This is a genomic window from Zongyangia acetica, assembly GCF_038739695.1.
Taxonomy (GTDB): Bacteria; Bacillota; Clostridia; order Oscillospirales; family Ruminococcaceae; genus Zongyangia; species Zongyangia gallinarum.
This window is the reverse complement of record NZ_JBBEWN010000001.1, coordinates 89,426-104,525: the sequence shown is the minus strand read 5'-3', so window position 1 is coordinate 104,525 and position 15,100 is coordinate 89,426. Positions and strand designations below refer to the sequence as shown.

16 protein-coding genes are annotated in these 15,100 nt (G+C 48.1%); 10 read left to right on the top strand and 6 right to left on the bottom strand.

Annotated features, from left to right (window positions below; genetic code table 11):
• Positions 1–20 precede the first annotated feature (20 nt).
• From WGC32_RS00510 to WGC32_RS00485, 6 genes are all read left to right on the top strand, one after another.
• Positions 21–692, top strand: coding sequence for an NAD-binding protein (locus tag WGC32_RS00510; RefSeq protein ID WP_177940576.1), 672 nt, complete (start codon positions 21–23; stop codon positions 690–692).
• A gap of 965 nt (positions 693–1,657) precedes the next feature.
• Positions 1,658–1,960, top strand: coding sequence for a plasmid mobilization protein (locus WGC32_RS00505; RefSeq protein ID WP_177940577.1), 303 nt, complete (start codon positions 1,658–1,660; stop codon positions 1,958–1,960).
• Between the two features lie 25 nt (positions 1,961–1,985).
• The gene (locus WGC32_RS00500; RefSeq protein ID WP_342680309.1) at positions 1,986–3,314 is read left to right on the top strand and encodes a relaxase/mobilization nuclease domain-containing protein; all 1,329 of its coding nucleotides are present in this window, start codon (positions 1,986–1,988) and stop codon (positions 3,312–3,314) included.
• On the top strand, positions 3,311–4,195 hold the full coding sequence (locus WGC32_RS00495) for a ParB/RepB/Spo0J family partition protein (RefSeq protein ID WP_177940579.1): 885 nt from the start codon (positions 3,311–3,313) through the stop codon (positions 4,193–4,195). The genes WGC32_RS00500 and WGC32_RS00495 overlap by 4 nt, the downstream gene beginning before the upstream one ends.
• 9 nt (positions 4,196–4,204) lie before the next feature.
• Entirely contained in the window at positions 4,205–4,483 is a 279-nt protein-coding gene (locus tag WGC32_RS00490; RefSeq protein ID WP_177940580.1) for a hypothetical protein, read from the top strand.
• A gap of 84 nt (positions 4,484–4,567) precedes the next feature.
• Positions 4,568–6,271: a recombinase family protein gene (locus WGC32_RS00485; protein ID WP_342680308.1), complete on the top strand. Its 1,704-nt coding sequence runs from the start codon at positions 4,568–4,570 to the stop codon at positions 6,269–6,271.
• A gap of 107 nt (positions 6,272–6,378) precedes the next feature.
• On the opposite strand, the gene WGC32_RS00480 is transcribed toward WGC32_RS00485, so the two are convergent.
• Together WGC32_RS00480 and WGC32_RS00475 are read right to left on the bottom strand one after the other, a co-directional pair.
• Complete coding sequence (locus tag WGC32_RS00480) at positions 6,379–8,100, bottom strand: B12-binding domain-containing radical SAM protein (RefSeq protein WP_342680307.1); 1,722 nt, start codon at positions 8,098–8,100, stop codon at positions 6,379–6,381.
• A 44-nt stretch (positions 8,101–8,144) separates the two neighbouring features.
• Positions 8,145–8,717, bottom strand: a complete 573-nt coding sequence (locus tag WGC32_RS00475; RefSeq protein ID WP_191510524.1) for an HDIG domain-containing metalloprotein — start codon at positions 8,715–8,717, stop codon at positions 8,145–8,147.
• Between the two features lie 152 nt (positions 8,718–8,869).
• On the opposite strand from WGC32_RS00475, the gene WGC32_RS00470 reads away from it, so the two are divergent.
• Entirely contained in the window at positions 8,870–9,691 is an 822-nt protein-coding gene (locus WGC32_RS00470) for a putative ABC transporter permease (protein WP_342680306.1), read from the top strand.
• Positions 9,692–9,792: 101 nt separating this feature from the next.
• Here WGC32_RS00470 and WGC32_RS00465 read toward each other — a convergent pair whose 3' ends face one another.
• Positions 9,793–10,671: a GDSL-type esterase/lipase family protein gene (locus WGC32_RS00465; protein WP_342680305.1), complete on the bottom strand. Its 879-nt coding sequence runs from the start codon at positions 10,669–10,671 to the stop codon at positions 9,793–9,795.
• A gap of 242 nt (positions 10,672–10,913) precedes the next feature.
• On the opposite strand from WGC32_RS00465, the gene WGC32_RS00460 reads away from it, so the two are divergent.
• Positions 10,914–11,525 (top strand): manganese efflux pump, encoded by a 612-nt coding sequence (locus WGC32_RS00460; protein ID WP_342680488.1) that lies wholly within the window; start codon positions 10,914–10,916, stop codon positions 11,523–11,525.
• A gap of 59 nt (positions 11,526–11,584) precedes the next feature.
• Here the strand turns inward: WGC32_RS00460 and WGC32_RS00455 are convergent, their stop codons facing one another.
• Entirely contained in the window at positions 11,585–12,178 is a 594-nt protein-coding gene (locus tag WGC32_RS00455) for a DUF1836 domain-containing protein (protein WP_342680304.1), read from the bottom strand.
• 154 nt (positions 12,179–12,332) lie between these two features.
• Here WGC32_RS00455 and trhA point away from each other — a divergent pair, with 154 nt between their 5' ends.
• The gene (trhA, locus tag WGC32_RS00450; protein WP_342680303.1) at positions 12,333–12,983 is read left to right on the top strand and encodes a PAQR family membrane homeostasis protein TrhA; all 651 of its coding nucleotides are present in this window, start codon (positions 12,333–12,335) and stop codon (positions 12,981–12,983) included.
• A 57-nt stretch (positions 12,984–13,040) separates the two neighbouring features.
• On the opposite strand, the gene WGC32_RS00445 is transcribed toward trhA, so the two are convergent.
• The gene (locus WGC32_RS00445) at positions 13,041–13,811 is read right to left on the bottom strand and encodes a YdcF family protein (protein WP_342680302.1); all 771 of its coding nucleotides are present in this window, start codon (positions 13,809–13,811) and stop codon (positions 13,041–13,043) included.
• A 13-nt stretch (positions 13,812–13,824) separates the two neighbouring features.
• Positions 13,825–14,160 (bottom strand): hypothetical protein, encoded by a 336-nt coding sequence (locus WGC32_RS00440; protein WP_342680301.1) that lies wholly within the window; start codon positions 14,158–14,160, stop codon positions 13,825–13,827.
• A gap of 266 nt (positions 14,161–14,426) precedes the next feature.
• On the opposite strand from WGC32_RS00440, the gene WGC32_RS00435 reads away from it, so the two are divergent.
• Entirely contained in the window at positions 14,427–14,903 is a 477-nt protein-coding gene (locus WGC32_RS00435; RefSeq protein WP_342680300.1) for a TspO/MBR family protein, read from the top strand.
• Positions 14,904–15,100 lie beyond the last annotated feature (197 nt).

Below are 15,100 nucleotides of genomic sequence, written 5' to 3'. Positions count from 1 at the left end.
GTGGAAAGGAGCGGTGTACGATGAATGTGATTATTGTTGGCGGCGGCCAAGTCGGAGGATATATCGCTGGATTGCTAATAGAAAACGGAAACAATGCTATCGTCATTGAAAATAAAGAAAAGGCCCTTCAGGCATTAAAGAAAAACGGCCTAAAAAAAGAAAATGTCCTGACAGGCGATGGAACGGACGCTCTGTTGCTGGAAAAAGCCGGAGTGCGCAGATGTAACGCCTTGGTTTGTACTACGGGCAATGATGAAACTAATTTGGCCGTGGCAATGATGGCAAAATTTGAATACGATGTGCCAAAGGTAATTGCGAGAGTTAATAATCCCAAAAACGCATGGCTTTTTAATGCAGGTATGGGTGTGGATGTAAAGATCAATCAGGCCGACATGATCGGTCATATGATTGCAGATGAAATGAACTATCAGTCCATTATGACCTTGATGCGGCTGTCCAAAGGCGACTACTCGATTGTCCGTATCCATGTCGACTATCATTCTCCGAATGTCAATAAAACCATCGCTGAGATCAAACTTCCTTCGCACGCCCTCTTGATTGCTATTTATGAAGATGATGCGATGCTTATTCCCCATGGTGAAACCGTTATTCGTGCCGGCCAGTATATTCTGGCTTTTGCAGACGAGGCGGCCGTGGAGGAACTGAACCGGATATTTGGTGCGAAAGAGTAGAAAACATCATTTTATCGGAGGGATATTTTCTGCGATCTTCTTTCTTAGTCGCAATAAATTAGATTATGAAGGAACGAATATAGCCGCATTGATGCGGCTAGGGTAAAATGGAGGAAATGATCCTGTAACGCTTTCAAATGCAAAATGGAGGGGTAAGGTGTTTATACCTTATCCCTCAAAGTTTATGCTTTAGAAATGGCTTGAAATCAGGCTTTTTCAACCTCTAATTTTCGATTCTTATATGTTGTAATTAGAGGTTTTAACGACATTATAAAATGTGAATCGGTTTCCATTTCACTACGCAAGGCATAAAACAAAATAGTATCTCCGCTTTTTTGAAAAATATTCAAAAACTTATTCAGGAAGTATTGACAAACATTTGTTCTGTGGTGTATAATAAAAAAATATCAAAAGAGAGCGACAACTGAATATCTTTCTTCACAGATTTGGGATGACGGCTGTGAGCCGGATAATGCCTGCGGTATGCTAAGAGAAAATGCCGCCGCTTCTGAAACTGCTTTGGACTGTCGGCAGTAAGAAAAGCGTAAAGGACAGTTTCGACTTTGAATTTCAAAGCCGGTTACATGAATGTGAAGCCACTACCGCAAGGGATAAGTTTATCCTTTTGGCGGTAAGTCGGTACGCATTTGTGTGCCGGCTTTTTTTGTTACCCGAAAGCCGGTTACAACTGAATGACCGGCTGGATGGGATATGATTTTGCCAAGACCTCTTGTGTGAGCAGAGAGAGCGAAACAACGCTGCGGTGAGACTCCGGGGCAGGAATAGAAAAACGACATTCAGGCAGACCGGCAAAACACCCACGGGAAAGACAGCAGAGATGTCGTATGCTGTAACAAGCAGGGAAACTGTATTGACAGTTTCCCTCCCAATCGGCTTTGAGAGCCGATTTCACTTTAGGGGGCACCCCTAATACCCCTTGAAAAATCAAAGAAAGGACTGATGTTATGAACGAAGTTAAAAATAAAAATCTGTTTATCCGTGTCAGCGAAAAAGAGAAAAATATGATTGAGCATAACGCTGAAAGGTGCGGTCTCTCTGTATCAGAATATCTCAGGCAGCGAGCTTTGGGATATATGCCGAGAGCTGTTTTACCCGAAATATTCTTCTCTTTCAATGATAAATTAGATGAGCTTTGTGTGGTATGCGAAGGCAAAATCTCAGCAGACACGGAAGAAAAAATTATCTCTTTGATTGATGAGATAACCGCCGAACTTATCTTACCGCAAAAGGAAAGGATAGTGGTATGATGTGGCGACAACGGGATACTGGCCTGTGAAAAGCAGGCTGAAGGAAGTGATCGACTATGCGGAAAACCCCGATAAAACCATCGACAAAAGGTATGTGGACAGCGATCTCTACGCCGCCTTGCAGTATGTTTCCAATGATAGAAAGACCGATGAGCGTATGCATGTCAGCGGTATCAACTGCAACGCTAAAAGAGCCTATGAGCGTATGACAGCAACAAAAAAGCGCTTCGGTAAAACAGGGGGCAATGTGGCGTATCACGGGTATCAGAGCTTTCAGACGGGAGAAGTAACTCCCGAAGAAGCACACAAAATCGGCTTGGAAACCGCAAGGCGTATGTGGGGCAAGGAATATGAAATTGTTGTTACCACCCATCTCAATACCGATAATCTCCATAACCATTTTGTGGTAAACTCCGTATCCTTTAAGACCGGCAGGAAGTTTGAAAACCATATCTCCGATCACCACAGGCTCCGTGAAATCTCCGACGCCGTATGTCTGGAATACGGCAAAAGCATTTTAAAAGAAGCTGAATTTTATGGCGGGAAGAAAAAGGAATACCGGCTGAAGCAGAGCGGCGGTGTGTCGCACCGTGAACTGTTAAAGGCGGATATTGACACCGCTCTTGCCCAGTCCACCAACTTCAAAGCCTTTGAGATACGCCTCAAAGATATGGGCTACGAGATACGGCGTGACGAACACTTTGCCCACTATTCTGTCAAAGCGCCGAGCTGGCAGAGGGCAGTCCGCTTAGACCGCTTGGGCAAGGAATATATGCCTGCCGCTATCCGTGAACGACTCTTGGATAATCAACGATATGTCGGCTATGTTCCGTTCCATAAGCCGAAATATACACCGCTGCTTCTGCTTGAAATCGAGTACCGCAAAATGAAAAAGATGGACGGCATACAGGTATTGTTTGAACTGATTATCGAATTATGCAAGCTGATCACAGGCAACAATATTGCTCCTGCCGCTCCCCGCCTGCTTTCGCCCGAAATGCGGCGGGAGGTTGCCAAACTGGATAAAACCCTTGAAGAATACAGATTCCTGTGCGAGAAGCAGATTGATTCTCCGCAGGAGCTTGCCTTTTTTATCAGCGAAACACGGGCGCAAATCTCCGCTTTGGAAAAGGAAAGGCAGTCAATATATAACCGAAACCGCCATAAGAAAAGCGAATCGCTGAACACCGAAGCGAGGGATATTACCGCAAAAATCAAGCCTTTGCGAAAAGAACTGTCCATCGCACGGGCAATTCTCGAAAAGATACCGAGATTTGAAAAACTGCTCGAAACCGAGCGGCAGATGGAAATTGCCGTAACAATGAAGCACAAAGAAAGAAGGTATGAACGATGATAAATACAATCAACCCGCCGAAGAAAAAGGCGGCGAATATCGGGGTGGATAAGCTCCGCACCTTTGAGGGACATCCCTTTCAGGTGCTGGACGATGAGGATATGGAGGTGCTGACCGAAAGTATCAAAGAACAAGGCATACTTTGTCCGCTGATCGTCCGCCCGATTGAAAATACGGACGAATATGAAGTGGTTAGCGGACACCGCAGACTACACGCCGCTATAAAAGCAGGACTTTCCGAAGTGCCTGTTTTGATCTATCCCCTTGACCGAAACGAAGCGATGATTGCGGTGGTAGACAGCAATCTCCACCGTGAACGGATACTCCCAAGCGAAAAAGCTTTTGCTTACAAAATGAAAATGGAGGCAATGAAAGCACAGGGCAAACGCACGGACTTAACTTTATCGCAAGTTGCGACAAAGTCGGATACCGCCGCCGAAATCGGCAAGGAACAAGGCGAAAGCCGAAATAAAGTATTCCGATATATCCGCTTAACCCACCTCATTCCCGAACTGCTCCAAAAGGTAGACGAGGGCGGGATTGCGCTCAGCCCCGCCGTTGAGCTTTCCTATCTGTCCGAAGAACAGCAGAAAATCCTGCTGGACGCTATGCGCCTGAACGATTGCACCCCTTCTCACGCACAGAGTATCCGTATGAAGAAAGCGGCGCAGCAGGGTACGCTTTCTTTGGAAAGTATCTATGAGATTATGTCCGAGGAAAAAGCAAATCAGACCGAGCGTATCAGCTTTAAGGTGCAGGATTTAAAGGCATTTTTCCCGAAGAATTACACGCAGAAACAAATGACCGATACCATTTTAAAACTGCTGTACGACTACAACAGAAAATTGGAACGAAGCCGTAGAAGCCGGGACGAAAGGTAAGGTGGAGATATGAAGAAAATAGATATTTATTCGAATAACGAAGTCATATATGCTCTGCCGCCTGAGCCGATAGACGGAAACGAGCCGGTTTGTCTTGTGGATTATATGCTGCCCCGCAGCAAGGAACGCACTCTTGATTACAGCAGGATGCGCCGTTTTGGGGAGGATAATTTCAAGCTGAAGATCGGTGGGACAATCTATGAAATCTCTACGCACTTTAATCCGAAAGGCAGACAATGCGTTATGGAACAATTCAAGGAACTGATCCTGTCCGAAAAGCTGATTTAACAGTCACACAGTAGAAAAAGGCAACAGGGTATAGTAGGATCAATATGCCTTTGCTATGCCCTGTTGTCGGAAAGGAGAAAACGAATGATGACAACAGCAACGAAATTAAACGGGCAGGCAGATGAAAAAATCACGGCGCTTTACTGCCGCTTATCCGTGGATGATGACAACAAGGACGAGGAGTCGAACTCCATCACCAACCAAAAACAGATTTTGCAGGACTACGCCCGAAAAGAGGGATACACCAACACCATGTTTTTCGTGGACGACGGCGTATCGGGTACAACCTTCCAAAGACCAAATTTTATGCGTATGGAGCGTATGGCAGAGAACGGAAAAATCGGCACAATCATCGTGAAAGACCTCTCCCGCTTCGGGCGTGAGCAGGTGGAAATGGGCAGGCTGACGCAGGTAGTGTATCCGTCGCTGGGCATTCGCTTTATCGCCATACAGGAGCGAGTAGATACCCTGACCGGAGACGGCGTGGAAATGATGCCCTTTCACAATATTTTCAACGAGTGGTATGCGGCGCAGACCTCTAAGAAAATCCGTGCGGTATGGCAGTCCAAAGCGGATAACGGCAAACGGGTATCTTCTTCTGTTCCGTTTGGGTACAGGAAAGACCCGAATGATAAAGAGAAATGGCTGATTGATGAGCCAGCCGCCGAAGTGGTACGCAAAATCTATGCTTTCTGCCTTGCAGGGCGTGGCCCATCTCAGATTGCAAGACAGTTGGAAAAAGAGAAAATTCTTGTTCCCTCTGCTTATTACGAAAGTGTCGGCAGATCACACGCACAAAAAGTACCGGCTAATCCGTACTGTTGGGATCAGAAAACCGTTGTCGGTATTCTTGAAAACAGGCAGTACACGGGCTGTGCGGTGAATTTCAAGACCACCACCGTCAGCTACAAGGTGCATAAAACCGTCTACAAGCCAGCGGAGGAACATCAGATCATTCCGGATATGCAGGAACCGATTATCTCAGAGGAGCAATGGTTAAGGGTGCAAGAACTCCGCAAACACCGCCGCAGACCGACAGCTACGGGCAGAACAAGCCTGTTTTCGGGATTGGTGTACTGCCCCGACTGCGGCGCAAAGCTGCATTTCTGTGCTGCTAAGAGCCTGAAACGCAATCAGGAATTTTGGAGATGTTCCAACTACAAGGACGGCAGAGGAGCTTGCAAAATCCACTATATCCGAGATGTTGTGCTTGAAAAGATTGTGTTTGAAGCCATCAGCGGTTTAGCGGATTTCGTGAAGTGCCACGAAACGGTATTTCTGTATATGCTGGCGAAGAAAACCAACGCTATGCGGCAGAAAGAACACAAAAAACTCCAACAGACAGTGGAACAGGGTACAAGGAGAATTGCCGAAATCGACAGGCTGATTGAAAAGGTGTTCGAGCAGAACGCAAGCGGCATACTCTCCGATGAGCGCTTTTCCAAAATGCTCCAAAGCTACGAAAAAGAGCAGAAAGCCTTAATACAGGAGGTTGCCGACAGTCAAAAGGCATTACAGGAAGCGAAGCAGAAGGTTACAGATTTAAGGCTGCTGCTCCGTACCCTGCGTGAACTGACGGATATTACGGAGCTTACCCCAACGCTTGTAAACGCATTGATTGAGCGGATCGAAGTACACAACAATGACAAGTCAAGTGGCCACTGTTTTGTAAAGGTGGATATTTATTTTACGGCGGCGGGAATGATCGATATTCCTACCGAACAGGAAATCCTTGCTATGATGAAGGAAATACGGGAAAACCCGCAGGACTTCCGCTTTGTAGCATAACAAAAGAATACGGTGCAACCCATTTTACTGAGTTACACCGTACCCCTACATAAAAACTTCCTTATCTGGCGTTGGCTAACGGTCGTACCCTTTTTATTATATTGGGTTTATAAAGAAATAGGAGTCGCTGTACTGTCCTGGAGCCTGGTTTTACATCGATAATCAAAAAGGTAGGCGGTGTCCTGCCGGATTTCTGGATGCAGCGGATCAAAGGGAAATACCTCCAGATGGGTGATCCGGGCGATCTGCCGGGGGTCCAGTCCCTCGTAGGAGGGAAGATAGCGCCGGATTTGGACAGGATCCCGGTAAAAGGATGAAATCCGGTCTCGGTAGCGGGAGAAGAGAGACTCCTGTCCGCATTGGGGCAGCTTTTTGGCGTTCTCATGGGAATAGAGGTCGAATTTCATCAGCCAGGGGAGATCGTCATCCGGACCCAAGCAGTCACGGACGAAGCCATTGAGGATGTCATAGAGGGATTCTTTGGAATGAGAAATACTGTCATACCCTTGACCTGCCCAATAAGTGCTGAGAGACTCAAAGAAACAAAAGGGGGAAGGGAAATAGGAAAGGGCATGAGAAAGACTTAGCTGAAACCGGCCGGAATTGTAATAGCGCTCCACCATGTCCTCCACACCTTTGAGGCGAATCAGATCGGAAAAGGAGAGGTCTGGAGTAGAGAGCACCTCATAAGGGGGCTGGGAGGAGCAAATGAGCCCCAATTCCTCCCGGCGCTGATCCAGCCCGCTGCCGCGCAGCAGTTTGAGAAAGCCCAGCTGCAGCTGCTGGGGGTGCAGGGCAAAAACCTCGTCAAAGGATTTCCCAAAGGTAGAAAAATTCTCCAGAGGCAGCCCGGCGATGAGGTCCAGATGCTGATGGATATTCCCAAGCTCCGCCACCTGCCGGACCCGGTGAAAAATCTTTTCTACCCGGTGGCTGCGGTGGATGGCCCGCAACGTGGGCGCAAAGGTGGATTGAACGCCAATTTCAAACTGGAATAGGCCGGGACGGGCTTTCCTCAGCAGGGTGATATCCTCGTCCTGGAGCAAATCGGCGGAAAGCTCAAAATGAAAGTTGGTCACCCCGTTGTCCCGCTCTATCAGATAGCGCCAGATAGGGCGGTAGTAGGAAGGACGGCAGTTAAAGGTACGGTCTACAAATTTGACCTGAGGCACCTGCTGGGAGAGAAATAGGTCTAGCTCGGCCCGTATTTTTTCAAAGGATTTTGTCCGCAGAGCCTTGTCCTCCCCAGAGAGACAGTACTGGCAGTCAAAAGGACAGCCCCGGCATCCTTCATAGTAGAGAATTTGATGGGAAAGCTGTTCTAAGTTTTCGTAGGGAAAGGGCAGTTCATCCATAGAAAGAAAGGGAGCGGCGGCGTTTTGCCGGATGCCCTGGCAAGATCGCCAAATGAGATTGGGAACATCATTCAACTGGGTTCCAGATTCCAGCGCTTCCAATAGGGCCAGATACCCGATTTCGCCTTCGCCCGCCAGAATGTAGTCGGCATCGGGCAGGGTAGAGAGCAAGGTGCTGGACCCAAAGGAGACTTCCGGGCCGCCCAGGATGATTTTGGTTTGGGGAAGCACCTTCCGAAGATCGGGCAACAGCGAGGTGACAACGCCGATATTCCAGATGTAGCAGGAAAATGCCAGAGTATCCGGTGCTTGGCGATAGATTTCCTCCAGCAGATAAGAGCTTTGCTGATTGATGGTAAATTCCAGAAAATCAACATCAAGGGAGGAACACTGTTTTACATAACCTTTGAGATAGCGGACCGCCAAACAGGTGTGGATATATTTTGCGTTGATGGCCACGAGAAGATGCTTCATAGAGGAGATTTCCTTTCCACAGTGTATACAGCGCAGGGATGGGACTATAGGTTGCCTTTCAGCCCGATGGCATCGGCTACCTCGCGCATGCCGAGGATGGTGTGTTCAATGACATAGTCCAGCTCCCAGCCCAGCATTTCTGCGCCCTGGAGGATAACCTCACGATTGACGCCGGCGGCAAATCCCTTGGTTTTCATCTTCTTTTTTACGGATTTGACCTCCATATCCAGCACGGAACGGGAGGGCCGCATAAGGGCGCAGGCGGTGATAAGTCCGGTGAGCTCATCCACTGTGTAGAGGACTTTTTCCATCTGGGATTCCGGTTTGATGTCGCAGCACATGCCGTATCCATGGCTGGCAACCGCGCGGATGATTTCCTCGTCTACACCGCGCTCCCGCAAAATTTCCTGGACTTTGATACAATGCTGCTCTGGGTATTGGTCGTAGTCCAAATCATGGAGGAGCCCCACGATGCCCCACGTTTCCACATCTCCGTTTTCCAATGTGGCAAAATGACGCATGACTCCCTCTACACTGAGAGCATGGGTGATGAGATGTTCAGTTTTGGTGTATTCCTTGAGAAGCTGGAAGGCCTCGTTTCTAGTCAGGGTTGCCATGAGAAAGACTCCTTTACAATTTATGATAAAATGATTCCTCTACAATGTAGCTCAATTTTTGGACGCTGTCAATGGAACGGCTGTATGGAGAAGGTTGACGATGGCGGGAAATCGTTGTAAGATGTCTCTATGCTTGGGGAAGGAGGATATTTATGCTCATAGCAATGCGGTATTTTCTAGTGTTTATTCTCTACAGTTTTCTCGGATGGAGCTGTGAGGTGGTTTACTGCTCGATTCCGGCTAAAAAGTTTATTAACCGCGGCTTTTTGGCAGGGCCGGTCTGTCCTATCTATGGAGTTGGAGCTTTGCTGGTGGTTCATCTTTTAACACCGGTGGCAGAAAACCCAGTGGCGATTTTTGTATGCGGCGCTGTGCTCACCAGCGCGTTGGAGTATGCCACCTCCTTTTTGCTGGAGAAACTGTTTCACACCAAGCTGTGGGATTACTCTCAGAGGAAGTGGAATATCCACGGCAGAGTTTGCCTGTTGAATTCCAGCCTTTTTGGCCTTATGTCCCTGCTGGTGATGGATTTTATCCATCCGTTGACCCTGCGGATTGTGGGAGCGCTGAGCGATATCTGGCTAATTATCGCCAGCAGCATCCTGTTTGTCCTTTTCCTTGCCGATACGATTACCACCGTGCGCACCATGCTGCTGATGAATAAGAAGCTGGAGAAGATCCATGAGACATTGGACGAAATGAGGGAGAAGCTCAGCGACCTTGGATGGGAGCAAAACCTGCTGGCGCGGGAAAGAATTGACGAGTGGCTCTCTCAAAAACAGGCGCTCAGCGACGAAATCCGCAAAAGACTGGAGGGGTATCGGGACAAAATCCGGCAGACAGCCCTGTCGAAAAGACTGGGGCAGCGCCGTATTTTGAAAGCGTTCCCCACCATGAAATCCCCCCTGCATTCAGAGGCTTTACAGAATCTGCGGGATGCGCTGATGAACCTCAAGGACAAAAAGAAAAAATAGGGGATATATACATCGCTGACAAGGTGGTTGCAGGCTTTCTGAGATGATGAAGAAAAAGGCCCTGACGTGGATCATCCACGCCAGGGCCTTTTTGTATCTTTTTATGAGTTGCTGTCCTGAGAAGAAATTTCCACCGCGTGACATTTAAGATAATCCATCCAAATTTCATAATGAGATACGCCGAAATGCATGCCGTCGTTGGGGCTTGCCTCGTCCGGAAGGGCGCCGGTTTCATCTTTGAAGCTTTCTGCCACATTCAGATAGTAGGCTTCTTTTTCACCGGCCAGCTCCATAATGGCTGCGTTGTATTCATCAATTTTATCGTTGCTCAGTTCTGGGCTTGCAGCTTCCTTTGCCTGGGTGACCGGCAAGATGGACTGCAGGTAGATGATGCTGTCCGGATGCTGCGCTTTAACCGCATCGATAAACTCGCCATAAAGCTCCATCATCGTCTCTTTGCCGATAAATTCGACGCCATTAGAACCCAGCATAATATAGATCTTTTTGGGATGATAAGCGCTCATAGCCTGCAAAATGGTAACGGAAGAACCGTCGGCCAGCTCGATGTCGGGGGTGGTCATGATGGTATTGGGATTGATACCGGTGGAGGCCACCACAGTGGCATTGGGCATCACGCCATAAAGTTCAATGCCGGTGGTAATAGAATCCCCTACAAACATGGCGTCGTCAAAATAGCTGTCGTCCACCTGAGGCGTTTCTGGAATCGGCTGGCCAAAGGCATAGACCGGCTGAGGTTGTGATTGGGACTGTGACAGAGATTCCGTCGCGGAAGAGGAGCTCTCATCAGTGATGGGAGGGGTAGTTTGTATGGAAGCAGATGAACTGGATTGATTTGCCAAACTGGGTTCATCCGATTGGTTGAGCCAGAGCATGACCACCACAATTATACCTGCCAATAGGATCAGTCCTAAGGACAAAAGGATGAGAACAAGGGGCGACTGCTTACGTTTGCCGTACATGAAGAAATCTCCTTCCGTTTTGCCCAAGCTTTTGGCATGATTGCCAGGCGGACAAAAACCGTCTTCTATTATACATCTTCTTTCCTAAAGAAGAAACCCCCTCTGAGAATTTTTGACAAGATCTGATAAGACGGCCTAGATCCTTCGGAGAACAAGCACACAAATGCGATCGAGGAATAAAATGATACAGCGGCAATTTTGCCGGCCGCCGCTGCGGAAAGGGTGTGTTTTCCTTGGTTCCCATGCTTTTTCTGGTTCTGGCGCTTTCCATTGACGCGTTGATTGCGAGCTTGGCCTATGGCGCCAACAATATCCACATTGCCCTGGCGCCTGCCGCTGTCATCAGCGGGGTGGGGACAGCCTGCTTGGGACTTTCTCTATTGGCCGGCGGGATTATCCGACAGGCAGTCCCTCCCGCCGTCTGCTCCGGCATTAGCTTTGGGATGCTGTTTCTTGTAGGGCTTGTCACCCTCTTTGAAGGATTATTCAAAAACTATCTGCGCCGCCGTCGGGGCGCCAAGCAGGTGAGCTTTGAAATGCAGGGTATCCGGTTTGTATTGGATGTCTTCCTGGATGAGACAAAGGCCGATTCCGATGATTCCAAGGATCTAAACGTCCGGGAATCCCTCTATCTGGCGGCGGCGCTGTCGGTGGATTCCCTGGCCAGCGGGTTGGGCAGCGGGCTGAGCGATATCCCCATTTTTCTGACCATCGCCATCTACGCTGTGATCCAGTTCATTGTTGTGTTGGCGGGCTTTCATCTGGGAAAGAGATTGCGTGGAAAAACGACGCCTGACCTTTCTCCTCTGAGCGGTATCTTGCTGATGATCGTAGCTTCTACCCGGCTTTTTTGAGCCATTGCCGTATAGAAAAAACGCCCCGTGGCAAGATACAATTGCCGCGGGGCGAGAGGCTACTTGTCTTTATTTTTCTTTCCCTGGTCATCCTCAAAATAGACGTCGATGATCCTCTCGGCCGCAATGCGCAGAAGGTTGGACATACTGCACAGGGAAAGGACAATTTCATAGAGGTCACACCGGTTTTCCACCGCGTTTTTTTCTACGGTGGCGTCAAAGGCCTGGATCAGTTGAACACGTTGTTCCTTCTTGGACGCGAGAAACCGCTCGTAGAGTTTGGGCAGCGTCTCCTTTTCGGATAATCCCTGCTGACGCAATTCTTCCCCCACACCCTGGGTGAGACGTTGGATATCAGCGATGGAAAGGGTCTGCTTCAGATTATAGATGAAAAGCATCTGCAAAATATGCTCTTTGCTGTATTTTTTGCCCTTGATTGGCTGAAGGATACCTGCCTTGCTGTAGTTATTGATCATGGTTTTGGTCAGCAGCTTATCTTCCTCCCGCCGTTTGTTTCCACTGAGCTTTTCCTCAAAGACGGTGATGACCTGGTCCATATATAAATCTAGATTGGGAATATCATCGGGTTGGACGTCTGTGGTTTCAATAGACTTTGCCAGGATCTCCTTGACGGTTTGGCTGGTAATCTCCATGTTCCTTCTCCTCCACTTGATACCTTGATTTTTATTATATATGAATATGGTGTGAATTTCAATAAAAAACACTTGATTTTATCGGATAATATAGTATTATATAGTTATAAATATAGTTTTAAAAACTATATATTGAAATGGAGGTGTCTTTATTATGTCGTATTGGAATTTAAACGCACGGGATCCCATTAGCAGCATGACCCACTTCTGGGGCGCTGTGATATCCTTGGCGGGAACGCTGATTCTGGCCATCCAGCTGCTCAGCGGGGGAGCAGGTGAAAAAAAGACGGTATCGGTCATGATATTTGGCACCTCTTTGGTAGCGCTGTACGCATGCAGCAGCCTCTATCATTTTGTGAAAACTACTCCGGCCCGTACCCTCCGGCTTCGGAAATTGGATCATGCCATGATTTACGTCCTCATCGCCGGCACCTATACGCCAATCCTCCTCAACTATCTCCAGGGGGAAAAAGCCCTGTGGATGACAGCGCTCATCTGGATCATCGGGCTGGCGGGAGTGACGCTGATGCTTTTGTGGTTTTCTATGCCGCGCTGGTTGTCCACCCTGTTTTATCTGGCAATGGGATGGTTTTTGGTCTATGACCTGGACGCCCTTCGGTCCATGGAACCTGGTGCTATCGCGCTGCTGGTGATCGGTGGAATCTTTTACACGGCAGGCGGGATCATCTATGCGCTAAAAAAGCCAAACATATTGCAGCATCTAGGGTTCCACGAGATTTTCCATATTTTTGTCCTATTGGGCAGTGCCTTCCATTTCCTTGCCATCTCCCTTTATGTAATATGATTTCCTCAAACAAGGAGGGACGGGGCCCCGTCCCTCCTTGTTTGAGGTTAAGGCGGTTTAAAACAGATACATTTCCACAATTCCAAAAACTTCCCGCAGCCAGTAGCAGGGGGTTAGCGCCCATGGAGGCTGAGAAGGAAGAGCAGTGGGAGTCAAACCATTTTGTCTGGCCCGCTCCATAGCCCGGAACATGTGAAAATCGTCGGTGACAATGACGACATCTTCGCTGAGACCTTCGGATCGGATCAGCTGGGCGCTGAAAAGGAGATTTTCCTCGGTGTCGGTGGAAGCTTCTTCTTTTAGAATGCGGTCCGGTGAAATTCCATGGGAGACAAGATATTCTGCCATAACATAGGCCTCGGTGTAGTCCTCATTTTCCCCCTGGCCTCCGGCTACAATACAACGGGCCTGAGGATGGGCCTGCAGGTAAGCGACTGCCTTATCCAGCCGTCCAGCCAACATTTGGGAGGGAGAATCGCCTTGGATCAGGCATCCAAGAACGATAACGGTGTTGTCTCCCTCCTGAGGAGGGGTGAAGTAGGCGGCTTTGGCCATAACGGTGAAAAATCCGGCCAAGCAGAGGATACCAGCCAAGCAAACACCACAGCCTATAGAAAAAAGCCGTTTGGCCCAAAGTTTTGACGTATGACGATACCAATTCCACAAGGAATGCCAGAAGATACCGATGAAGATGAAAAAAAGCCCTGCCGCCAACAGCAGGAGCGCACCGAGATTAAAAATATGATAAAAACAGATGGGAATCAGAGAAAAAAGAAGACAAAGTATCCCGGCCAGGAAAAGAAAAGAGGGAATGATCTTTTTTTTCATAAAAGCTCCTTTGCTAACGGAGAAGCATTTGGAGGAAGAACCAGCACAGTGCGCCGTCTAAAGCGATGGCGAAAAAGACATAAAGGAATTTTTGCCACAGATTGGCCAGTTTTCCCTTAAGAATGACAATGGCAAGCAGGCAAAGGACGAGAGCGCCTGCAAAAAATAGGTAGGTGATATCGTTGGCGCTGACACCGGGAATCACAGAATCAGCTGGTGCAGGGCCAAAGCCCGGCTCAATTAAATAGGAAAAGAGGGGATAATACAGAGCGAAGAGCACAGGAGGGATCCAGGCGGGCAGGGATAAAATGAGGATGTCTTTGCTGTGCGACTGTTTTGAAATCTTCATTTCTGCCTGCCTTTCCCAATTGCCAAGTCAATCATGTTTTTCCTAATTTTTGTTTGTCGTTTGAAACTTCAAATTCGTCATAAGGTTATATTCATTATAGCAAGTAGCGGAGAAAAAGACAATTTGCCAAAGCGCTGAAACTTTCCTTTAAAAACTGGCAGATCTATGCTGTATCTTCTGGTATAGAGTGGAGAGAGAAAGCATATCTTTTTTGTATTCGGTAACAATATAGAAAGTCAACAGATAGAAAGAAAGGAATCGCGATGATGGCAAAACATTTTCGGTGGGGGATTTTTTTATTACTGGTTTTGATCACCTTGGGAGGAGGTACGGCTATTGGTATGCTGACCGATCCGGCAGCGGCCTATGGCGAGTTTATCCAGCCGCCCCTGTCCCCGCCTAACTGGGTCTTCCCGGTGGTATGGAGCATTTTGTATCTTCTCATGGCTCTTGCGGCCACCTTGGTGGTAGGCAGCAACGCATCAGGGGAAGCAAAACGGAATGCTCTGCTATGGTATGGGGTGAATCTTCTCCTCAACTTTTCCTGGACGCCTGTATTTTTTGGCCTTAAGCAGCCTCTGGCGGCTTTTGTCGTCCTGCTGTTGCTTATCATGGTGACCGTGATCGTTCTGGTCTCCTTCTATAAAATCAGACCGGCAGCCGGATATCTGCTCATCCCATATTTGGCGTGGCTGATATTCGCCGGATATCTCAATTTTGGTATTTATCTACTCAACCGTTAAAAGAAGCCCTAGGTTCCGACCTGGGGCTTCTTTTGTATAGAAAACAGTATGACATAAAGCGAGCAAGAAAATCAAAACGGGAGTGAGCTGTTATAAACACTATGGCCAGAAAGAGGTACTCAGCTAGTGGTAGATGAAGAAAGGCAGAGACGTCTATCATATTACGAAATCATGAGAAAGACACAAATCGTGGAGGT